The sequence below is a fragment of the Galbibacter pacificus genome, assembly GCF_029603165.1.
Classification (GTDB): domain Bacteria; phylum Bacteroidota; class Bacteroidia; order Flavobacteriales; family Flavobacteriaceae; genus Galbibacter; species Galbibacter pacificus.
The window spans coordinates 589,085-612,952 of record NZ_JAQSVC010000001.1; the positions used below are offsets into that span (position 1 = coordinate 589,085).

A 23,868-nucleotide genomic window follows, 5' to 3' on the forward strand; every position below is an offset into this window, starting at 1 on the left:
TGCCGTGAATTAATGCGGCAGCTTATTCTTAAGTACTCCGTAGGTAAAGGTCCCCAGTAATGCTCCGAGGATTACTACTATGACGGGATAAAAACCAGCCCCGGCCAAGACAAACATCGGTCCCGGACAGGCACCGGTGAGGGCCCATCCCAAGCCAAATATGATACCTCCGATCAAATACCTAGGAATGCTTTTTTGTTTGGGGCTTAACCGTATTTCCCGCTTGCCAAAAGTTTTGATATGGTGCCGCTTTATGGCCTGCACCCCGATAGTGCCCAGTAAAAGGGCTGATCCGATAATGCCATACATATGAAAAGAGCCAAATTGGAACATTTCATAAATTCTAAACCAGGATGCCGCCTCCGATTTGTACATTACGATCCCGAAGAAAATACCCACCGATAAATAGGTTATATATTTCATATTGCTATCCAAAAATTAAAGGGTATAATATATGGACCATCACCAGACCTCCGATAAAAAAGCCAATGACCGCAATAAGGGAGGGAACCTGTAAATTACTCAGACCGGAGATGGCATGGCCCGAGGTACAGCCACCGGCGTAGCGCGATCCAAAGCCCACCAAAAAACCGCCCAGGAGCAATAAACCGATCGTAAAGGGATCGTCAAGTTGCTCCGTTGAAAACAGCTCAGCAGGCAAATAGGCTTTCCCGGCACTTTCAATGTGATACTCCCTTGAGAGTTGTCCGGCCAAATCCGGGTTGATTTTTACAGTATTATCGGACATATACCGGGAGGCCAAAAAACCACCAATGACGGCGCCCAGAACCACCAGTAAATTCCATCCCTGTTTCTTCCAATCGAATTTAAAAAAACCGGACACCCTCCCGGCACCCCCTATGGAACATAATGTCCGAAGGTTTGAAGACATTCCAAACTGTTTTCCCGTCAGCAATAAAACAAACATCACTAGTGCGATGAGCGGGCCCGAAACATACCAGGGCCAAGGGTCATATATCCAACTCATATACCTTTGTTTTTAAATGCAAATATCTGGATTTTTAAAAAATGAAACAGTAACATTGGTTACAGGACAACATATATCTGCATATGAATGATTTCATGAGGCCCCCATAGTCTTCTGTACCTATTTTAAGGATGCGGGGCATATAGGACCTGAGGTCTTGATACCCGCTTCTTTGACCGCTTTAAAGCCCCCTTTGATATCTATAAGGTTATGAATGCCACGACGCTTGAGGATAGAAGCCGCAATCATGCTGCGGTAGCCCCCTGCGCAATGGATATAAAACATTTCCTTTTCCGGGAACCGGTTCAAATGCTCGTTGATGGAAGAAAGGGGCGTGTTTTGCGCATCAAGGATATGCGCTGATCGGAATTCACCTGGCTTTCGAACATCAAATACCGGGACGGGATGCTCACTATCCTGCTTGAGCTGTAGGAGCTCATCTGCCGGAATAGAAACAACGGTATCGTAGTGCCTGCCTGCTTTTTTCCATGCTTTAAAGCCTCCGTCCAGGTACCCAATGGTGTTGTCAAATCCGACACGGGACAACCGGGTAAGTACTTCCACGATACGCTGCTTTTCGGCAATTAGTAAAATAGGCTGTTGTACGTCTTTTATCAGCGTTCCCACCCAAGGGGCAAAATCTCCGTCGATGCCTATGAAGATCGATCCCGGGACATGGCCCCTGGCAAAATCAACCTGATGCCTTGCATCCAATAGTACCGCCCCGGTATGATTTGCCGCTATTTCAAATGCATCCGGTGCTAAGGCATTTTCACCATGAGCAATGATCTTCTCCATATCCCGATAGCCTTTTTTGTTCATTTTGACATTCATGGGGAAATAGGCCGGTGGAGGCTGTAGACCGGCAATCACCTCTTTGACGAATTCCCCTTTGGTCATATCTGCCCGTAGGGCATAGTTGACCTTTTTTTGATTCCCCAGGGTATCTACTGTTTCCTTCATCATATTCTTGCCACAGGCAGACCCCGCTCCATGGGCCGGATAAATGATAATATCATCGCCCAGCGGCATGATCTTATCACGCAGGCTGTCGTACAAGGTACCGGCGAGCTCTTCCTGTGTCATGTGGGCTGCTTTTTGTGCAAGGTCAGGACGGCCAACATCCCCCAAGAACAGGGTGTCACCTGTAAAGAGGGCATGATCTTTTCCATCTTTATCCTTTAAGAGATAGGTGGAGCTCTCCATGGTATGTCCCGGTGTATGTAAAACTATAAGGGTAAGTTCCCCGAGTTTAAATTCCTGACCGTCCTTTGCGATAATGGCCTCAAAGCCCGGGTTTGCGGTAGGGCCATATATAATCGGGGCGCCGGTCCTTTCGGACAGGGTTACGTGCCCGGAAACAAAATCGGCATGAAAGTGTGTTTCAAAGATGTATTTTATTTTTGCCCCGGCGGCATCCGCTTTATCGATATAGGGCCGTACTTCCCTCAAGGGGTCGATAATGGCCACCTCACCTTTACTTTCGATATAATAGGCCCCTTGTGCCAGGCATCCGGTATAAATTTGTTCTATGTTCATAGGTTCATTTTTTGTATGTTTTTTCAACGTCATAAAAACAGGGATCATTCAGTAAAATTAGATTTTGTCATTATCATATCCTGTAACCATTGTTACACAAGGCCGTTTTTAACTCAAGCATGTATGTGTGTAAGGGACAGTTCTTTATACAGGATATAAACCCCCATGATGAGAACAAACCAACCAAATGTCTTTTTGAGTTTCTTTCCTTCGATGAAATTATTGATCCATATCCCCATGGTAATTCCCATAATTGAGATTCCCGTGAAGGTCAACAAAAAGGGCCAGTCTATGTCGAGGTTTTGGACATCCCCAAAAAAGCCGGTCAATGAGTTGATCCCAATGATAAAAAGGGACGTGGCCACTGCCTTTTTCATGGGAAGCTTGGCCAGAAGGACCAGGGCGGGAATTATTAAAAATCCGCCCCCTGCACCTATAATACCGGTGACAAGCCCCACGATCAGGCCCTGTGTTATTAATAAGGGGGCGTTGTATGTTTTTGGCCCAAGGGACCGTTCGCCGATCATGGTCAGGGAGGCCGATAGCATGACCATGGCAAAGAATAACATAATGGCCAAATCCTTGGTTACGGCAAAACCGCCTATTTTGAATAATTCCTTTGGAAGTGCAGGGACCAAGTAGGCCCTGGTCAGGTAGATGGTCACAAATGCAGGAATGGCAAAAGGGATGGCCGTTTTAAAATCGACCATCCCTTTTGCCATGTTTTTAAGGGCCCCGATCAGTGATGTGGCCCCCACCACAAACAATGAATATGCCGTGGCAGTCACCGGATTAAGTGCTAGGGCATATACTAATAAGGGGACGGTAAGGATAGCACCGCCACCACCTATCAACCCTAAGACCAGCCCTATTAAAAATGCTCCTGAATAACCGAAAATTTCTACAATGTCCATATCTATTTTAATTCCGGGACAAATGTAACGGCTGTGCTTTTCAAGTTTGGTAACCGATGTTACAGGACTTCGATAAAACTGCGATGTAGGTTTATTTTGTTGTTGTTTTCCATTTTCTTCAGCAGTCTCGAGATTACCACACGGCTTGTGTGAAGGTCTGCCGCAATTTCCTTATGCGTGGTATATATATGCTTACTTTTTATGACTTTGACTTTATTGTAAAGGTAGTTTTCCAATCGTTGATCCATATTGTTAAAGACGATATTGTCGACACTTTCCAAAAGCTCCATCATTCGCTGGTGATAGCTGGCAAAAACAAAATTCCGCCAGGTTTTATACCTTGTGGACCAGGTTTCCATTTTATCGACCGGAATCATCAATAGGCTTACCGGGGTCTCCGTTACGGCATGGATCTCACTGATGGTATTTCCCATGCAACAGGTCATGGTCATGGCACATGCATCCCCTTTCTCGAGATAGTACAGCAATAACTCCTCTCCATCGGGATCGGGCCGCATTATTTTAATGCTCCCCGATAACAATAGGGGCATTGATTTAATATATTGCCCGGGTCTTATCAAATCCTGCCCTTCCGGTAACTCCATAAAAGTAGCGGCCCGGCTGATTTCTTCTATAAGAGCGGGTTCAAACCGTTCCCCGTAATATTTTTTAAGTTCCGATGTCATTGTTTACCGGTTATGTAAGGGATGTTTTTTATCATACGCATGGTGCTATTTATTAAAATCACTGCTCTGTCCTCTAACCAAGCGGTTTTTCAGTTAAACGACCCACGAAATTCCAAAGGGGTCATATCGGTTTTGTTTTTGAACAATTTACTAAATGATTGTGAGTACTCAAAGCCCAGCTCGTAAGCAATTTCACTCACGGACATGGCCGTTGTCGATAATTTTTCCTTGGCCTTTTCAATAAGCCTATTGTGGATGTGCTGTTGGGTATTCTGCCCGGTCAATCCCTTGAGCAGCGTACTTAAATAGCCGGGGGAGGTATTTAGGGCATCTGCAATGTACTGTACTGTCGGGACCCCTTTAAGAATCAGATCGCCATTGTTAAAATAATCTGTCAGTACGTTTTCCAAACGATCGAGGATTTGATGGCTGCTAATCTCACGGGTTATAAACTGCCGCTTGTAAAACCTGTCCGAATAGTTGAGCAAGGTCTCGATTAGCGGTACGATGATCCTTTGACTGAATTGATCTATGTTTTCATTGGATTCTTTGGCGATATTTTGGATAATGCCATTTAAAATAGCCTCCTCTTTATCCGAGAGGAACAAGGCCTCGTTTACGGCATAATCAAAAAAGCCATAGTTTTTAATGTTTTTGGCCAAGTAGGTATTCCACAAAAAATCAGGGTGGATAAGCAGCATCCATCCCGAGCGCTTTTCATCTGAATTTAATACCGGTTCTATACCGAACACCTGATTGGGAGCAATAAAGAACATTATGCCCTGATCAAAATCGTATACTTGTTGTCCGTATTTTAATTTGGCACCGATCCCCCTTTTTACCGCAATGTTGTAAAAATCGAAAACCACATTGGATACGCCTTCTTCGCTGTGGCATTGCATGGCCCCGTAATCGATGGCGCTGATCAGCGGATGCCTGGGCGCCGGTAGTCCTTTGAATTTATGAAATTCAGCGATGGTTTTGATTCTATGTGGTCTCATACCTGGCATTTTACAAAATTAGGTTTATTGATTGTAAATTTCGGCAAATTCCCGGGCGAATTCAGTAAATTTCACCTTGCCGGGTTCCGGCCGGTTGTGATAATAATCTTTGTACAGATGGCCATTTCTTTGGGCAGCCTGCATCTCTACAAACCCTTTGGACAATTCTGCATTCATTCCATGTGAGCGCATACGGTTCAACATATCCTGGTCGGAAATGGTCATCCATTTTAAATCCGGTCTGCCTATAGCCGTACCAAGTGTTTTCGCAATTTCCACCGCTGAAATTTCTTCACTGGCAATATACCGTACCTCCCTTCCTTTAAATTCCGAACCCATTTCACGGGCGATGGTGTGGGCGATATCCAGCGGTGCGACCCATGGTTCTTTTGCGGTGCCGCCAAAGTTTTGGACAATGGCCCCTTCTGCCTTTATAGTGGGGATGGACCGTAAGAGGTTGGTGTAGAATCCAACGGGCCGCATATATTTTATTAAAAAGGCAGCGGGCAGTCTGTTTAAGACCTGTTCTACATGATGATGATATTTCAAGGCCCCTATGCCGTTAGCTGTATGGGCACCGATCGTACTTAAATAGATAATCTTCTTAATCCCGGTTTGTTCAAGTACCTTTTTGTAATTGTGGGCCATTTTGATAAATCCCGATTCAAAATCGACCTTGTCGTCCATTGCGCTTCCCATGGCCTCCCATATCCCCATAAGGTATACGGCATCTGATCCATCAAAGGCACGCTTTAGGAACTCCGTATCCATGATTGTACCTATGGCCGCCCTTGCGCCCATTGCCTCAATTTCCCTTTTTCTTTCGGCCGTACTACTGATAAGGGTTACCGCATGTCCGTTTTTAATTAATTCCCGGGTCAGGGGTTTTCCTATGTTCCCCAAGGAACCCATTGCTGTTATTTTCATTTTTGATCGTTTTTATTAAATACAAAATTCAACAATCACATGCCGGGATATGTATCCATATCTTTTCCCGATGTATCCAAAATGAAACATATCAACGTAAAGTTCAAAACAGGGCCTTACATAAAAGCGTTGGGCTTATGCCGCGCCCCATAGTATGTTCGAAAAAACGATGATTGTCATAACCAACAATAACAGGGTTGTATCTAAAGGCCATTCAGCGTAAGATCATCCTAATGATCAGGTGGAAAAGGGGACCGTTATCATTTAAATTTACTGGGGACAATGCCAAATTTCTTTTTAAAGGCGGTGGTAAAATGTTGCGGGTTTTTATAGCCGACCATTTCGGAAACCTGAGAGATGCTTAGGTTTTTCTGAGCTAATAGTTTTTTAGCCCTGTGCATTTTAATATCATTGATATAACCGAATACGGTAGTGCCAACAAGTTCCCTGAACCCTTTTTTTAAGGTAAATTCGTTCGTTCCTATGAGTTTTGCCAGCTTGGGGATGGTAATCTGTGCATCGTAGTTGTTTATGATGTGTTCCTTGGCCCGCTGAATTTTAACGGCATCCAACTCCGATAGGGTCGAGCTGGGGGCCGTGGAATCATAGCGGCACTGGTCCAGCTGTAAAAGCAGTAACTCCAATACCTTGGCATGAAGGAAAATTTTTCGGTAATGCCCCTTCCAGGGCGACTCAATAATTTCTTCTAAAATTAGCGCTATGGCAGGGGTGATGGGGAAATTACTGTGCTGTAAATATCCGGTCTGCCGGTTCTGTATGAGATTTTTAAAAGTATCAAATGCCTTACCCCGTGGCATGAAACCTTCAAAAAAAGAAGGCGCCAATTGGATGTTTATAAAATGCATTTTCTTTTCCTTGAACTCAATAAGGGCATGGTTATTGGCACAATGGAAGAGATTATGGGTATCGCCCTTAAAACGCTGTTTTTCTTCGGTGTCGGGTAAATGTGCCTTGACGGTCCCTTTTAAAACAAAAATCATTTCAATGGTAGCATCGGTATAGTTACAGTGGACCTGCATTGGTCTTGACACGGTCAGTTTCCCATGGCCTATTTTAAGGTCGTCATATACTATTTCCTTATACCAGCCTGAAAAATACGGTTCCTTAAACTCACTGTATAATTCCTTGGTGTTACAATCATCTTTTTGGATATCCTTTTTTCCAAAATTAAATTCCGTCAGCCTGGAATTGTTCTTGTTTACCTCCAACATATTTATTATTTCGTATTACGTAGGTTTTATTCCGTTTAGCGTAATTACGGTACGAATTACCTCCATTATATTTGTCTCCAAAGTTAGTTATTTATATTTAATCTAAATAAGATTAATAACTATTTTTAATCCTTAATTTAAAACAAGCCATTAAAATGAAAGCGGAAATTGCCATGGAGAATTGGGAAGGGGGGCCGGGAGGGGCCCTTATAAATGCGTCCAATATCGAAACTATTGAATTGGAGTATAGGGATGCCGTTAAGCTTGTTGTTGAATCGTTGCGTCTTTACCCGAAATTGCGGTTGTTGGATTTATATTTTGGGAAGAATCCGCTGTTGCCTTTTTTCTTTAAGGCAAGTCCTCTCAGTTACTTCGGGTTTGAGACCGCTAACAAACTTGTTGAAAAAAGTAAAGCGGATTACCAATATTATATTCGACAGCGCAAGGCTGTTTTTGACGATTTTGATGGCCTGCACATCCCTTATGTAATGAACTTTTTTCATCGCGTAATCAGTATCAGCCCAAGAATAGACCCCTATCTTATTGAAGCATATCTTCAGGAGGCCTATAGGGTAATGGCCCCTGGCGGGGTCATGGTCTTTACGTTTAAAATTAAAAATTATGAACAGGCACTGCAACTTATTCAACGTGCCCGGTTATCCCCTTTTAGGATCGATGATTTAAAAATTTTAAATATGAATTTAGAGGACCCTTTATTGGTTAACCACAAATCGGTCTTTTTTGTATTGACCAAAGCGGTTGTAAAAAAGATACCCGATGAAGGATCCCAGCAGTAGCAAATATATGGGGATTCCCTATTGCGTAGGTATTTTTCCGTTTTGCGTATGATCAGAGGCGAAAGGTTGAAATATATTTGCATTATTTAGACTGTGTCTTAATAAAGGAAGCGTCAATTGAAATAAAAGCTAAGCATTTTAAAATGATCAAAACAGATATACTTATTATCGGAGCGGGCCCCACGGGACTGTTCACGGTATTTGAAGCCGGTCTATTAAAACTCAAATGTCATTTAATAGATGCCTTGCCGCAACCTGGGGGGCAATGTTCGGAGATTTATCCCAAAAAGCCCATTTATGATATTCCGGCCTTTCCGGAAATTCTAGCGGGGGATTTGGTAAACAACCTTTTGGAACAGATAAGGCCATTCGAGGCCGGGTACACCTTGGGCGAGCGTGCAGAGACCATAGAAAGACTGGAAGACGGGACCTTTATCGTAACAACAAACAAAGGCACGCAACATCATGCTCCGGTAGTGGTCATCGCTGGGGGATTGGGGAGCTTTGAGCCCAGGAAGCCGCAACTGGAAAACATTGCCAGGTATGAAGATAATGGCGTTGCATACATGATCAAGGACCCGGAAGCCTACCGGGATAAAAAGGTATTGATAGCCGGGGGCGGCGATTCTGCATTGGACTGGTCCATTTTCTTGTCCGGGGTAGCTTCTGAAGTATATTTGGTTCATAGGCGAAATGAATTTAGGGGCGCCTTGGATTCGGTTGAAAAAGTAGCCGAACTTTCCAAAAAAGGAAAAATCGAACTCATAACCGAAGCCGAAGTAACCCATTTGCACGGAAATGAGAAATTGGAGGCTGTAACCGTAAAACATTTAAAGGACGGGGAGTCTCATATAGAAGTGGATAATTTTATCCCTTTGTTCGGGCTTTCGCCAAAATTGGGGCCTATCGGGAATTGGGGCCTGGAAATTGAAAAAAATGCGATAAAAGTGGACAATTCTTACGATTATGCTACGAACATCCCGGGGATCTATGCCATTGGGGACGTAAACACCTATCCCGGAAAGTTAAAGTTAATTCTTTCCGGTTTCCACGAGGCGGCCATTATGTGCCAAAGTGCTTACCAGCGCATTTTCCCCGATAAGAAATATGTCATGAAATACACCACGGTAGGGGGTGTACAAGGTTTTGACGGCACCAAAAAAGAAGCTAAAAAAGAAGTGGTAAAGCGTATCTCATAAATATGTCCTACCCCCCATTAGATATAAAAAGCAATTGCACACGATCGGTATCCATTGTGATTGTCCGAACAAACCAAACAGATAAATGCCTGCCAATAAAAAATATTTAACAAAATCCCCCCTTCAGAAATTCGCAAAAATAACTGCTGCTTTTATCGGGGGATACATCCTTACCGAAGCCTTTTTTATGGTCCTGATTGCCTGGACGGCCCCGGCCTCTATGATATTTACCTTGCGGTATGCCGGTTTTGTCTTATGGGCGGTACTGATGATCATAGCTTTTATCGCCAAAAATGGCTGGTCCATATGGGGCATTTACCTATTGGCGACTTTGTCCCTGTCGTTAATCGCATACTGTGGAAACACAATTATTCCCTAATTCCCTATAGTTTTATGACCAATCGCGTATACAATATCCTTTTTCATACCCATACCATCAGCGGTATTGTCATTAGTGCCTTATTATATGTTATTTTCTTTACCGGCTCCATTTCCTTTCTAAGGGATGAAATCAATGCCTGGGAAAGAAACGAGCCAATTCAAGAACACTATTTCAGGAGCATAGATTTTGATACGGCCATTGAAAAATTGGATTCCGAAGAGAAATTATATAGCAAGGATGTAACCTTTTCGCACCGTTATTACGAGAAAAGGATTGGCGCCTTTGTTTCGCCCGCAAAAGATACCACGCTTGCCAAGGAGAAAAAGCAGGGGAGAAGAAGGGGCTTTTTCTATCTCGATGCCGAAAAGCACCACAGGACCGACTATACCTCTAATTATTCCCTTGGGGAGTTTTTCTATAGGCTCCACTTTTTTGCACAACTTAATTTTTTTGGGCGTTCCGGGTACTTTTTATCCGGTTTGGTGGCATTATTCTTTCTCTTTGCGGTGGTTACCGGGGTAATCGTGCATTGGAAGAAGATTGTACCGAGCTTTTATGTTTTTCGCCCCAAGGCAAAATGGAAAACCATATGGACCGATGCCCATGTAGCCCTGGGACTAATAGGACTGCCTTACCAATTCATGTTTGCCGTAACAGGTGCCTTTTTAATTATAGGATATACGGTAATGCTGCCACCGGTTCAAAAATTTCTTTTTGATGATGACCAACAAGCTTTTAATAAAGTTGCAGATTTCAATGAAGAAGAAGTCTATCCATTTATTGGGGAGCGTGCCAATTTCCATGTTTCTTACAACGATTTTATTAAAAAAACACAAGAAAAATGGCCCGATTTGGTAATTAATGGCCTCAAAGTGATTAATTATGGCGATAAAAACATGCATATTCAGGTGAGCGGGTCGCCCGATTATAAAGATGCGCTTACCGGGGCGGGGCACCTTACCTTTAGGGCGAGCGATGGAAAGTTGGTAAAGGCAAAAAATCCGTATGAAGTATCTTATATTGAAGGGGCCAATGGTGTTTTAAGAAGGTTGCATTACGGCGATTACGGTGGGTATGGAATGAAGCTTATTTATCTCGTACTTGGGTTTGTAACGTGTTTTGTCATTATTTCCGGGGTGCTTATATGGCTGGTGGCCAGGGACAAGAAAAATGTTCCCGAATACAAAAGACGCTTTAACTCATGGCTGGTAAGAATATACATGGCCGTATGCTTGGGCATATATCCGGTTACCGCATTCACCTTTTTGGTGGTAAAGCTCTTTGCCAATGGAACGCTTGTCGATCGCAAGGCCTTTATCAACCGGACGTTCTTTTGGTCATGGCTGGCGGTATCGCTTCTTTTGCTGATAAAGAAAAACCATTATTCCATTAATAAGCTATGCCTTGTTTCTGGAGGAATTATAAGCTTAATGATTCCTTTTGCAAACGGATTTATAACCGGAAACTGGTTATGGACCTCCGTTGAAAACGGATATTCCCAAATATTGGTAGTGGACCTTTTTTGGACATGCTCCGGGGTCATTTCCTTTCTCGTCCTATACAAAATGAAGCAGAAGGCGTCCAAGGCCTAAGGTCAATTATTCCGTATTACGTAGGTATTTATCCGCTTTGCGTATATGGGGACCCTGTTTAATATTATACTTTCGCATAAAATTTATATTAATTAAGTCTAAATAAAAATAAATGCAAACCCTCATCCCCCGTACTATTATATTGATAGGCAGTCTGCTGCTAGGTTTTTTTTCTTTTCCACAGCAGGGAAAAACGACCGTAAGCGGCGTTGTAAAAGATACAAACGATAAGCCTATTTATGGGGCCACGGTATTGGTAGAACCTCTTAACAAAGGGGTGTCGACAGATGAACAGGGATATTTTCAGCTGAGTATCGGTACTGGCAACGGGTCCTATACCCTTAGGGTGACCTATTTGGGATTCGATGAAAAAAGGGTCCCAATCGAACTGGGTCAAACTGGTGAAAGCCCGTATAATATTGTGTTGGAAGAATCTTCATACGACCTTGATGAAGTGGTGGTCTCGGGAAAAAGTATCGTCAATCAGGTTAAGGAAAAGGCCTTTAACGTCAATGTGATCGATGCCAAGAAATTGCACAATACGACTTTGGACCTCGGGCATGCCCTGGACAGAACATCCGGGATCAGGGTGCGGGAGAGCGGCGGGGTGGGTTCCCAGATGAATTTTTCCCTGAACGGTTTTAGGGGGAAACAGGTACGTTTTTTTATTGACGGTATTCCCATGGACAATTTTGGGTCTTCCTTTCAGCTTAATAACATTCCCGTAAACCTGGCGGAGCGGGTAGAGGTATACAAGGGGGTGGTCCCCATTGGCCTGGGTGCCGATGCCTTGGGCGGGGCGGTAAATATCATTACCAATACCTATGAAAAAAGCCATTTGGATGCTTCTTATTCTTATGGTTCCTTTAATACGCACCGTTCCATGGTAAATGCCATTTATGTTTCTAAATCTGGATTTACGGCACAATTAAATGCCTATCAGAACTATTCGGACAACAATTATGATGTTACGGTAGATGTAGCAGACATCAATACCGGGGAATACTATCCGGATCAAACCGTGGAGCGCTTTCACGACAAATACCATAATGAAACGGTCATTGCCAATATCGGGGTCGTCAACAAATCGTATGCAGACCAATTGTTACTGGGGGTAACTACCGGATCGAGTTACCGGGAAATTCAGACAGGGGCACGTATTGTAAGTGTATTCGGGGCCTGGCACCGAAAAGGGAACATTCTTATGCCGAGTTTGAAATACATTAAAAAAGACTTTATAGCCAATGGGCTGGACGTCCGCTTGAATGCCAATTATAATTTTGGACAGGAAAAAAATATAGACACGCTGCATAGAAGATACAATTGGTTTGGCCAATATAAAGAATATGACAATCCCGGCGGGGAACGCTCTTATTCTTTATATGAATACCGGAACAACACGGGTATTGCAACGGCAAGTTTTGATTATGAATTATCCCAAAACCACAAATTTTCACTGAGCAACACCTTTAATACCTTTAACAGGAAAGGAGAAGACCAGCTGGACCCCGACAGTGAGATATACGAACAACCGCGAAAGACCATTAAGAACATTCTCGGGCTGGGATATGGGTATGAGGCCGAAAACTGGAGTGCCAATATTTTTGCCAAGCAGTATTTCCAGCAGAATAAATTCAGTCAATCCTATAACCCATCCGGCGACTATGGGGACATAGCCTATAGGGACCAGACCAATAAGTTCAGTTATCTGGGCTATGGCCTGGCCCTGACCCACTTCTTTAACGATGATTTCCAAATAAAGGCCTCTTTTGAAAAAAGTTACCGTATGCCCGAGACGGAGGAGCTCTATGGCGACCTTGTCAACCTGCAGGGGAATATTGATTTGAAACCCGAACAAAGTTATAATTACAATTTGGGGGCCAGCTACTGGTGGCATATGGGGACCCAACATCACATTAACTTGAATGCCAATGGTTTTTACAGGGATGCCAGCGATTTTATCCGCCCTGTTTTAAACAACAACCAGACCATGCAGGTAATGGATAATTTGGGGAGCGTTACCAATTTAGGGATCGAATCGGAAATTAGGTATCAGTATAGGGAAAAATTTAGTGCCGGGGTGAACGTTACCTATCAGAACTTACGGAACAATACAAAGTACGAAGGCGGGCAGACTACCGAAAGTGTCGTGTACAGGGACAGGATTCCAAACATGCCATATCTCTATGGAAATGCAGATATGAGTTATACGTTCCAAAATGTAGGGGGGACGGGCAACCTTTTATCTATTGGATATAATATGCTGTATGTGCACGCATTTTACCTCTATTGGCCAAGTTTAGGCGATGATAAGTTCGATATTCCAGAGCAGATATCACAGGATTTCAATATTACCTATACCTGGAAAGAGGATTTACAGTTCACCTTTGAGTGCCGGAATATCTTCAATAAAAAGTTGTACGATAACTTCAGCTTGCAAAAACCCGGCAGAAGTTTTACCGGAAAGATCAGGTATACCTTTTTTTAACTAAAACCAATCGATTAAAAAAAATGGCATTATGAAACAAAAACTATTCACAACTTACCTATTTATAAATGCACTTATTTTATTAGGTGCCTGTAGTAGTGATGATGACAGTGCAACGGATAATGGTGGGGAAGGGCCCGTGCCTACTTCAAAATATATCATTACCGCAAATCCAACGGCCTCGGAAGGGGTGGCCGATTACATTTTAACAACAGAAGATCTTACCCAAGGAAGTATTACCACCGAAGGAAACGGCATAGAACAAGATGGCACTTACCGGTATTATGTGACCAACAACAATAAATTCTTTAGTCTTTTATATGGTCAGGGAAATCCTGGGGCGGTTACCACTTATGAATTAAATGCAGATGGGGAACTGGAAAAATTATCTGACTTTCAATCGGAGACCGTTCAGGCACGCGCAGCGGTTAATGATGATGTCCTTATGATAAAGCTTTCCAGAGATCTTGAGTCGCCTTATGCATATTGGTACCGTCTGGATACCAATACATCCACTTTTGTGGATGAAGGACAAATAAATACCGAAGTATTGGCAGACAACGGAGAGTTGGCTTATTTTTCGTGGATAACACAGGTCGGTGATATGGTTTTTTTGCCCTATTTCGGAATTAAGGCCTGTTGCAATGATGCCGATGGGACCAACTTCCCGGACCAGGCCAATATTGCCGTGTATTCATATCCTGAAATGGAGCTGCAAACAGTTATTCACGATAATCGTACCAGCTTTATAGGAAGGTATGCCAATACCGGACTTTCGGTAGATGAAAAGGGGGATGCCTATACTTTTTCTTCTTCGGTAGCAATGAGCAACGGCGAATTTACTTCTACCAAGCCATCGGCCGTTACCAAGATAACCAGCGGTTCCCTGGAATTTGACACCGATTACTTTTTTAACCTTGAAGAGGCCTCCGGTGGTTATTACCTGACCAATCATTACTATGTTTCCAACGGTAAGTTTTTAGGCTTTATGGAAAAAGAAAAAGTATCACAATATGATACGGGAAGGCGCTTGGCCGTTATCGATGTCTATAATCAGTCCTTTACTTGGATTGAAGGCCTGCCCGAATATACAACGGTTACCAATGTTACGGCAAGGAACAATTATGTATCCGAAGACGGAACGACCATTTATACGGGCATAACCTCCGAGTCAGATGGAAGCTATGTATATGCCATTGACATACTAAATGCCACGGCCGAGAAAGGATTAAAAGTTGAAGGTGGCGTCATCAGTGCCATTAGTAAGCTGGACATAGCTCAACAATAAAGAGGCAACATACATTAAAGCAATATATAGAACTGAATAATTGAATTTTTAAATTTTTATACAATGATCAAGCAATCTAATTTTTACTTTGGATTAATATTTTTAGGGGCTACGACCCTTATAGGATGTAGTAGTGACGACGATGCAGGAAATCCTGATGATGGTGGGGAAAACCCGGCGGCCGAGTCACAATATTTAATCACGGCCACGCCAACCGCCTCGGAAGGGGTAGCCGATTACATTTTAACCACGGACGACCTTACGCAAGGAAGTATTACTACCGAGGGAAATGGTATTGAGCAAGACGGAACGTACCGTTATTATGTAACGCATAACAATAAGTTTTTCAGTCTTTTATATGGGCAGGGGAATCCGGGAGCGGTAACTACCTATCAACTAAACGCTGAAAGCAATTTGGAGAAGATTTCTGATTTCCAATCAGAGACCGTTCAGGCTTTTGCCCCCGTAAATGATGATATCCTCATGATCAAGATTTCCAGAAATGCCGAATCCCCCTATGCGTATTGGTACCAACTGGATACAGAAACTTCTCAGTTCACCGGGGAAGGTCAAATCAACACTCAGGAACTAGCCGATAAAGAAAATGGGGAATTGGCTTTCTTTTCCTGGATTACCCAGGTTGGCGACAAGGTGTATTTGCCATATTTTACGGTAAAGGCATGTTGCAATGATACTTTTGGGACAGATTATCCTGATGAGGCCAATATAGCGGTGTATTCATATCCGGAAATGGAGCTGGAAACCGTTATTCACGACGACCGTACAAGTTATATTGGTAGATATTTCGACAACGGACTTTCTGTAGATGAAAACGGGGATGCCTATGCTTTTTCAGCTTCAGTAGCAACTACCAACGGTGAGTTGACTTCTACCAAGCCTTCGGCCATTACAAGAATTAAAAGCGGTACATCGGAATTCGACCAGGATTATTTGTTTGATATAGAAGCAGCCTCGGGCGGGGCCTATATTACCGATCATATTTATGTAGGGAACGGTAAGGCCATTGGAATACTTATGGATGAGAAAACCTCTGCCTACTCAACCGGAAACAGATTGGCGGTCATCGACCTGTATAATCAAACCTTGGAATGGGTAACCGGGATGCCAAGCCCAGAAACAATCCTAAATGTTACCAAAGGGATGGACAATTATGTTTCTGAAGACGAAAGCACTGTTTTTGTTGGCGTAACAACCGAAGGCGGAAGCTTTATATACAATATTGATGTTGCCGGAGCAAGTGCAACGCAGGGACTGGAAGTAGAAGGAGGACAAATTACAGCGATAAACAGGTTGGACCCTGTAGAGTAAGTGCAAAGTTAATGCATAATTTTTATTGTTGGTAAAGCAGCTTCACAAACGAAGCTGCTTTTTTTTAGGGCTGTCCTGATATTTATTGCGATGTAGTCGCAATAATGATTTCTATTCGTATCTTTGCTTATATAAGCATTTATAAAATTCATCGATATGAACCATTTGGAAAAATACGCTGTTATTATTATCGGGGGAAGTTATGCAGGGCTTTCAGCGGCCATGTCTTTGGGGCGCTCATTGCAAAAAACCTTGATTATAGATAACGGGAGGCCCTGTAATATACAAACCCCGCATTCACATAATTTCTTGACCCAGGACGGTAAGGCCCCAAATGAGATCACGGCCCTTGCCAAAGAACAGGTACTCAATTACCCAACGGTAACTTTTTATAAAGGAAAGGCTCTTCAGGGAAAAAGAATAAAAGACGGGTTTGAAATCGGGACCGGGATCGGTGATAAGTTTCAGGCAAAAAAATTGATCTTTGCCACGGGAATAAAGGATGAAATGCCAAATATAAAAGGTTTTAAAGCCTGTTGGGGCAAAACCGTTATCCATTGTCCTTATTGCCATGGCTATGAGCACAAAGCGCAGCCAACAGGGATATTAGCCAATGGTCCGGGGGCCGTACATTTGGCCGGTCTTGTAAGAAACCTTACCGGTTCCGTAACCATATTTACCAATGGAAAAGCTGATTTTACGGGCGAAGCGCTTCAAAAGTTAAGCAAGCGTGGAATACCTATCGTGGAAACCGAAGTAAAGGCATTGGAACATACCGATGGGATCCTTGAAAATGTAGTACTTGCCGATAGGACCAAGGTCTCGCTTAAAGCTTTATATGCCAAGGTCCCGTTTGTTCAACATTCGGACATCCCGGAATCCTTGGGCTGTGAAATCACCGAGCACGGCTACATCCAGATTGATCAAATGCAAAAGACCTCCGTGGCAAATATCTATGCCTGTGGCGATAATTCAACAGGAATGCGATCGGTCGCCAATGCCGTATATACAGGAAACCTGACCGGTGCCATGGTCAATATGGAATTGGTAGGGGAGAAGTTTGATCGATAATATAAATGATATATGTATAGGTAATGTATGAAGTTGGTTATTTAACGTATGGAGAGAACCCATACAAATGAGAAATAAATCCTTATGTTCAGGATTTTTAATTATGTCAATAATATGAAGTTTACCGTTTTATTAATATATAAAGTTCTGTTCCTACCAGAAACACATAATATATAAAAAATCCACTTTGGGAGTTAGGTCATAATGATGCCTATAGATACCAATCAAACTCATAAAACAAGAAACCGGTCGAAAGAGCAAATTATATATAATATTACTCTTCCCCTTTACCCATTATACTCCAACAATTGGCCGTTTTCCGTCGTCGTATAAGTAATGAAAGAGCTGGCTTGGTTTAAGGCTGAGGGATTTGGCGAGGCCATAGACTTCATTTGGGTACAGATGTATAAATTCACCGCTTAGCAACCTGCTCAATCTTGTATTCTCAATATTTGCAGCAGAGGCAATATCTTTTGTACCCTGAACAAAGGGAGACAAAAAGTCCTTTAACTTGTTATTAGAATCGGACTCTAGGTGAAGTAATGTGAACTTATGTTTTTTGAATAATTCATCACACAAGACATCAATATTTAAGTTTAACAATTGCAATACATAGTAAAAAGTTTCCGCTAAAACATGTTTCCTCGTGCCAAGAATATCCTTAACATAAGTTTCTAGTTCTCGCTTAGACTTTCCCTTATATTCTTTAGATATAATTTTTAGAACAAAATCTAAAAAATATGTTGTTTTTAATTTACTAGTATTCAATATATTATAACTTTTTATTGAATAAACAGCAAAAATATTTGCTGTTTATGTATATTGTTTTTATATTTGTTCAAAACCAACAAAAAAGTTGGTACGATATAGCTAAAAAACGTATCACCAAATAGGTGAGCATGAGTTTTTAAGAGCCTCTGAGTCCGAAACTAGCACATTCATACTCAAATCCGAGGCGGTAGATTAAAAACCTATGTCTAAAGTTATTGTGTATCTTTGCACAATTCTTTGGGCTGGGTGTCTATCGAATGCCGGGTTTGGGGCTAGTGCTAGTGCCTGGACAAAGGCAGGACATAGCCCCAGCCTTTTTGTATTATACAGCAGAGACTCGCTAATCATAACACCATTTATGAAATCGAGTAAGGCAAATCCATCAAAGCTTCTTTACTGCAAATCATATGCAGCAGTTGTCTACTATGTTGGTGCCAAACGGACAAAATTCCTTGAATCCATATCAAAACATTAATATGCACCTAAATAAAAGATTAAAAACCGAAATCAAAATTAGAAACCATACCATTTTAATTAAGGGTATATATTCTAATGGCTACTGTTCGGTAGCACCGACACCATGCCTATGGAAACGCTTGTGTTTGCCACAAGATGCAAGACGGCTATATCTATCGGATAATAACAAATATAAATGTAGTCCCTTTTTCCCTTTCATGCAAATTCACCTTTGCATTCTTATAGCATGTGGGATCGGTTTATAAACATAGAGTTTTCTTAAATCATTAATAACCAGTTAAAAACACTGAAAAATGATGCTTTTTTATTTAAGAAAAATATTAATTAATGGCTTTTACTTATTATTTAGGAAAATACCAAAAAAACCTGTTTAAGCCTTATCTATTGTTCGATTGGCAACATCTTAATTATTGATTTTAGTTAGCCATTTTCTGATATCGATCAATTTGTACACTTCACGAATCATGCTATCTGGCATGTCAAATATTAGCAAGCTTAGAACGAAATTTTAAGGCTTTTCTGTTTCCTTTTACGTCGACATTTTGTCTTCGTGTTTAGGCATGAAAACGCCATTGTTTAACTATTAAAAATGGAAGTATATAAGGAGTAAAAAATATACATATCAGCTTAAAACCAAAAAGAAAGAAGGGCTTCCTGAGTTGTGGAAGACCATAGAAGCCCTTTGTATCAATTAAACGAAGTCTAACTAATAACAATTCAAAATTATGCAAAAAAAATATAATATAAAGGATAGTTGCATCCTTTTATTTGCCCTTCTCATTTTCTTTACGGGCATCTATTCCCTCTTCGGGAATATCAAGGATGTTAATTTGTTTGATTTGGCTGCCTATCAGCATCGGATCAAGGGGACGGTCACCGATTCCAACGGTGTTCCCATTCAGGGAGTGAACGTAGGGATAAAAGGTTCATCAAGTGGCACTTTTTCGGATGAAAAAGGGACCTTTTACCTGGAGGCCGCCCCTTCCGATGTTTTGATACTGAGCTATATCGGGTTCAAGAAACTGGAGGTTGCCGTGGGAAGCTCGGCGGAACTTTCCCTGGTGCTGGAAGAGGACGTAATGGATCTGGGTGCCGTTACGGTCAATGCCGGGTATTATACGGTAAAAGAAAGGGAGCGGACAGGGAACATAGCCAAGGTGACCTCTGAGGAAATCGAGCTGCAGCCCATTGTGAGTCCATTGCAGGCTTTAGAAGGCAGAATACCCGGCGTGGAAGTAGAGCAAGGAAGCGGAATTAACAGATTAGCGCCGAGTATTCGTATACGCGGAACGAACAGTCTGCGCAACGATGGAAATTATCCCCTGTACATTGTTGATGGTGTGCCCATTAATTCCAGTCCTGTAAGAAGTAGTGGGGCATTAACTGACGTGGCCGGTATCGACCCTCTTAGCTCATTAAACCTGTCAAACATTGAGACTATAGAAATCTTAAAGGATGCCGATGCCACGGCTATTTATGGATCCCGGGGTGCTAATGGAGTAGTGCTGATAACTACCAAGAAGGGGCATGGAAATGATGGAAAACTTCGATTTGAGACTAAACTATATTCGGGAATCTCAATTGTTCCTAACAGAATGAAACTATTAAATACCCCGCAATATATAGCTATGCGAAAAAAGGCATTCGAAAATGACGGGGTTGAACCTACCCAACGAAATGCCCCTGACTTATTGTGGGAGGACCAACAGCGTTATACAGATTGGCAAGATGTATTTTTTGGAGGAGCATCGGAGGTGACCGATACGAATTTGGCAATATCCAGTGGGAACGAGACCACCTCTTTTTTGTTGGGCGGATCTTATCATAAAGAGGGTACGGTTTTTCCTGGAGATTTTGGATATAACAAGTTTACAGCAAATTTAAGCTTAAATCATAGTTCCATAAATCAAAAGTTTCATATCAATTTATCTATAAATTATGGTATAGACAATAACACGTTATTTAACAGTGTTAATTTAATAAATTATGCCTTAACATTACCCCCAAACGGCCCTGCCATATATAATGGGGATGGTAGTCTGAATTGGACAGATTGGATATGGGGAAATCCTTTTTCCGAGTTATATAAACCCCAGGAAATTAAAACCAACAGTCTTCTATCTAATATGGGGGCCTCCTATGAGTTCATGAAGGGATTGAAGTTAAAAGCAAGTTTAGGATATTCCAGCCTCAATAACGAAGAGGTCATTAAAACACCTAAATTGGCTTACAATCCCATATATTGGGATGTGGTGAATTCATCTTCTACCCACTCACTTGTCAAAAGGCTATCATGGATCATTGAGCCTCAGATCCAATATGAACGAAATTTTGGAAAATTTAATTTAAGGACATTAGCAGGTTTTACCTTTCAAAATAGTCAAAACGATCTTTTACTTTCGGTGGGGACCGGTTATAGTGATGAGAATTTGATGGGAAACCTGGCCGCTGCTGATCAGGTCCAGGTGCAAGCAAATGAAAATATTGAATATAATTATAATGCCATTTTTGGCCGGTTGGGGGCAAATTGGGATAAAAAATATTTTATCAACCTAACTGGCAGAAGGGATGGTTCTTCCCGGTTTGGGCCTGATAAACGTTTTGCCAATTTTGGTGCCGTTGGCAGCGCCTGGATATTCTCCGAAGAAGGGCTTATTAAAAGACTCCTTCCTTTTTTAAGCTTTGGGAAGTTAAGGGGAAGTTATGGAACCACCGGAAGTGACCAGATACCCGATTATGGTTATCTGGATACTTACCAGCCCACTCCTGGCCCTGGAGGGTTGTACCCCACGCAACTTACCAATCCCGATTACTCATGGGAAGTTAATAAGAAATTAGAGACGGCACTTGAATTGGGGTTCGTTAGGGATCGCATAAATTTAGGCATTAGCTGGTATAAAAATAGGTCATCAAATCAACTGGTCGGGTATCCTCTTCCTGCGATAACAGGTTTTACTTCCGTTCAAGCCAACCTTCCCGCAACCGTTCAGAATACGGGATGGGAGATAGAGCTATCCACAATTAATTTCAATGTTAAAGACTTTAGCTGGCAGACCTTTTTAAACCTTACTTTTCCTGAAACGGAATTAGTAGCATTTAAAAATCTCGATCAAACTTCATACAGGAATAAATATAAGGTAGGACAGCCGTTAAACATCGTCCTACTTTATCAATATGACGGTATTGACCCTAAAACCGGGCTATATAAGGTAAAGGACCTCAATGAAGACGGCAAATATAATTTTGATGATCGTGCCATTATAAAAAACCTTGACAGGAAATATTATGGGGGAATTAGTAATAACATTGTTTATAAAGGGCTTTCATTACAATTCCTGTTCGAGTTCATAAAGCAAGATAATTACACTCATTTAGCTGCACTAACTGCTCCGGGAACTTATGGAAATAAATCGACCGACGTACTTAATGCCTGGACGGGAAGTGAAAATGTCACTGGTATTCAAAAATTATCGCAATTGACCACAGCAAACCGGGCTTACTCCAATGCTATAAAAAGTAACCTTGCCATTGGGGATGCCTCTTTTTTAAGATTAAAAACGTTGTCTTTGTCCTACCAACTTCCGCCTAGCATTTTAAATAGGTATAAAATTCAGAAATGCACCCTATTTGTACATACTCAAAACCTATTTACAATTACAGATTATAACGGTTTGGATCCCCAAGGGGGACAAGTCTTGCCCCCATTACAAACGGTTACTTGTGGAATCCAATTAAACCTTTAAATACTAACGACATGAAATTTAAATTATTCGATATTTATCTGTATCAGACACTTTTTGTCCTGCTTTGTAGTTTACTTTCTTCCTGTGAAGATTTTGTTGATGTAGAAATCCCGGAGCATAAAATTGTGAGTGAGACTGTTTTTAATGATAACACTACGGCAAACAGTGCCGTAGTGGGCATATATAATGAATTGTTTCGATCTTATTTTTCAGGAGGCGGAAGAAATTCGACCCAAGTGCTGGCAGGGCTATCTGCAGATAACCTTCGGACCATCATATTGGACGATGACTTGATTGAATACGAACAAAATAAAATTTCTATTCAAAATTCTTCCAACCTCAATCTCTGGTCCAGCGCATACAACATTGTTTACATGTGCAATGCCGTATTGGACGGTTTGCAAAAATCTGAGGGGGTCTCGGCAGAAATGGAAGTTCAACTAACGGGAGAAGTACGGTTTGTACGTGCCTTCGTGTATTTCTACCTCGTTAATTTATATGGCGAAGTTCCATTGATACTAACCCCGGATTACCGGAAAAATGCCTTGGCATCGAGAAATACTATAGATGAAATATACAGCCTCATGATAGACGACTTGGAGAATGCTGTAGCTGTTTTGGGGAATACCTATAAAGACGGTGAACGTACACGAGCCAATAAGTTTACTGCTATGGCTTTACTGGCAAGGGTGCATTTATACAAAGGGAATTGGGATCGTGCCGAAACTTTGAGCAACCAAGTTATTTTGGAATCTCAAACCTACGAACTTTTGGATGATATGGGTCGGGTTTTTTTGGCCAATAGCAAAGAAGCCATTTGGCAGATATCCCCAATAGGCTCTGGATCCTCGTTGGCACATACTAAAGAAGGCAACCTGTTTATTATATTAGAAAACCCTAATTACGCTACACCAGTTTCGTTATCAAACAATTTTGTGGAATCCTTCTCTAAGGAAGACGCTCGACTCACTAGTTGGATACATACCTTTTCTACAGAAAGCAATACATTTTACCATCCTTTTAAATACAAGGTAAAATATGCTTCTTCTGGAGAGATTACAGAATACTCCATGGTTTTAAGACTTGCCGAACAATATCTTATACGATGTGAAGCGCGTACACATCAGGGTAAATTGCTTGGAGCTATAGCTGATCTGGACAGGATCAGGGAACGGGCTAATCTAAGCTTAATTTCAAATATAGCTCCCGGAATCGATCAAAAGGCCTTGTTAGACTCTATAAGTGCCGAGCGAAGAAGGGAACTGTTTACCGAGTGGGGGCATCGATGGTTGGACTTAAAACGTACCGGAAGGATATCAACCGTGTTAAGCCCCATAAAAACATCCTGGCAGGACCTGGATGCATTATATCCCATACCGGAGGGCGAAATAAGTAAAAACCCGAACCTGACACAAAATAATGGATATTAAATTCAGCTGAATAT

Annotated in this window: 19 protein-coding genes; 10 read left to right on the top strand and 9 right to left on the bottom strand. The window is 41.9% G+C overall.

Features of this window, described 5'->3' with window-relative positions; genetic code table 11:
- Nucleotides 1–9: 9 nt before the first annotated feature.
- The 8 genes from PSF86_RS02340 to PSF86_RS02375 form a co-directional block, all read right to left on the bottom strand.
- Nucleotides 10–423 carry a DUF6691 family protein gene (locus PSF86_RS02340; protein ID WP_277898450.1) on the bottom strand — a complete coding sequence of 138 codons (414 nt, stop codon included), beginning with the start codon at nt 421–423 and terminating at the stop codon, nt 10–12.
- A gap of 4 nt (nt 424–427) precedes the next feature.
- Nucleotides 428–988 (bottom strand): YeeE/YedE family protein, encoded by a 561-nt coding sequence (locus tag PSF86_RS02345; RefSeq protein ID WP_277898451.1) that lies wholly within the window; start codon nt 986–988, stop codon nt 428–430.
- Between the two features lie 120 nt (nt 989–1,108).
- On the bottom strand, nt 1,109–2,527 hold the full coding sequence (locus PSF86_RS02350) for an MBL fold metallo-hydrolase (protein WP_277898452.1): 1,419 nt from the start codon (nt 2,525–2,527) through the stop codon (nt 1,109–1,111).
- A 113-nt stretch (nt 2,528–2,640) separates the two neighbouring features.
- Entirely contained in the window at nt 2,641–3,441 is an 801-nt protein-coding gene (locus PSF86_RS02355; RefSeq protein ID WP_277898453.1) for a sulfite exporter TauE/SafE family protein, read from the bottom strand.
- 59 nt (nt 3,442–3,500) lie between these two features.
- Nucleotides 3,501–4,127 (bottom strand): Crp/Fnr family transcriptional regulator, encoded by a 627-nt coding sequence (locus PSF86_RS02360; protein ID WP_277898454.1) that lies wholly within the window; start codon nt 4,125–4,127, stop codon nt 3,501–3,503.
- An 89-nt stretch (nt 4,128–4,216) separates the two neighbouring features.
- Nucleotides 4,217–5,137 carry a helix-turn-helix domain-containing protein gene (locus PSF86_RS02365; protein ID WP_277898455.1) on the bottom strand — a complete coding sequence of 307 codons (921 nt, stop codon included), beginning with the start codon at nt 5,135–5,137 and terminating at the stop codon, nt 4,217–4,219.
- A 15-nt stretch (nt 5,138–5,152) separates the two neighbouring features.
- A complete protein-coding gene (locus tag PSF86_RS02370) occupies nt 5,153–6,055 on the bottom strand; it encodes an NAD(P)H-binding protein (RefSeq protein ID WP_277898456.1) in 903 nt (300 codons plus the stop codon).
- Between the two features lie 260 nt (nt 6,056–6,315).
- Complete coding sequence (locus PSF86_RS02375) at nt 6,316–7,287, bottom strand: helix-turn-helix transcriptional regulator (RefSeq protein ID WP_277898457.1); 972 nt, start codon at nt 7,285–7,287, stop codon at nt 6,316–6,318.
- A gap of 155 nt (nt 7,288–7,442) precedes the next feature.
- Here PSF86_RS02375 and PSF86_RS02380 point away from each other — a divergent pair, with 155 nt between their 5' ends.
- From PSF86_RS02380 to PSF86_RS02415, 8 genes are all read left to right on the top strand, one after another.
- The gene (locus PSF86_RS02380) at nt 7,443–8,084 is read left to right on the top strand and encodes a class I SAM-dependent methyltransferase (protein WP_277898458.1); all 642 of its coding nucleotides are present in this window, start codon (nt 7,443–7,445) and stop codon (nt 8,082–8,084) included.
- A gap of 143 nt (nt 8,085–8,227) precedes the next feature.
- Nucleotides 8,228–9,283 (top strand): NAD(P)/FAD-dependent oxidoreductase, encoded by a 1,056-nt coding sequence (locus PSF86_RS02385; protein ID WP_277898459.1) that lies wholly within the window; start codon nt 8,228–8,230, stop codon nt 9,281–9,283.
- 85 nt (nt 9,284–9,368) lie between these two features.
- A complete protein-coding gene (locus tag PSF86_RS02390) occupies nt 9,369–9,662 on the top strand; it encodes a hypothetical protein (protein WP_277898460.1) in 294 nt (97 codons plus the stop codon).
- Nucleotides 9,663–9,676: 14 nt separating this feature from the next.
- A complete protein-coding gene (locus tag PSF86_RS02395; RefSeq protein WP_277898461.1) occupies nt 9,677–11,257 on the top strand; it encodes a PepSY-associated TM helix domain-containing protein in 1,581 nt (526 codons plus the stop codon).
- Between the two features lie 112 nt (nt 11,258–11,369).
- Nucleotides 11,370–13,745: a TonB-dependent receptor gene (locus tag PSF86_RS02400; RefSeq protein WP_277898462.1), complete on the top strand. Its 2,376-nt coding sequence runs from the start codon at nt 11,370–11,372 to the stop codon at nt 13,743–13,745.
- 31 nt (nt 13,746–13,776) lie between these two features.
- Entirely contained in the window at nt 13,777–15,033 is a 1,257-nt protein-coding gene (locus tag PSF86_RS02405) for a DUF4374 domain-containing protein (protein ID WP_277898463.1), read from the top strand.
- Between the two features lie 63 nt (nt 15,034–15,096).
- Nucleotides 15,097–16,362, top strand: coding sequence for a DUF4374 domain-containing protein (locus PSF86_RS02410; protein ID WP_277898464.1), 1,266 nt, complete (start codon nt 15,097–15,099; stop codon nt 16,360–16,362).
- Between the two features lie 156 nt (nt 16,363–16,518).
- On the top strand, nt 16,519–17,433 hold the full coding sequence (locus tag PSF86_RS02415; RefSeq protein WP_277898465.1) for an NAD(P)/FAD-dependent oxidoreductase: 915 nt from the start codon (nt 16,519–16,521) through the stop codon (nt 17,431–17,433).
- A gap of 294 nt (nt 17,434–17,727) precedes the next feature.
- Here the strand turns inward: PSF86_RS02415 and PSF86_RS02420 are convergent, their stop codons facing one another.
- Nucleotides 17,728–18,201: a hypothetical protein gene (locus PSF86_RS02420; protein WP_277898466.1), complete on the bottom strand. Its 474-nt coding sequence runs from the start codon at nt 18,199–18,201 to the stop codon at nt 17,728–17,730.
- Nucleotides 18,202–19,406: 1,205 nt separating this feature from the next.
- On the opposite strand from PSF86_RS02420, the gene PSF86_RS02425 reads away from it, so the two are divergent.
- Nucleotides 19,407–22,424: a SusC/RagA family TonB-linked outer membrane protein gene (locus PSF86_RS02425; protein ID WP_277898467.1), complete on the top strand. Its 3,018-nt coding sequence runs from the start codon at nt 19,407–19,409 to the stop codon at nt 22,422–22,424.
- Between the two features lie 11 nt (nt 22,425–22,435).
- Complete coding sequence (locus PSF86_RS02430; protein ID WP_277898468.1) at nt 22,436–23,854, top strand: RagB/SusD family nutrient uptake outer membrane protein; 1,419 nt, start codon at nt 22,436–22,438, stop codon at nt 23,852–23,854.
- The last annotated feature ends 14 nt before the right edge of the window (nt 23,855–23,868 follow it).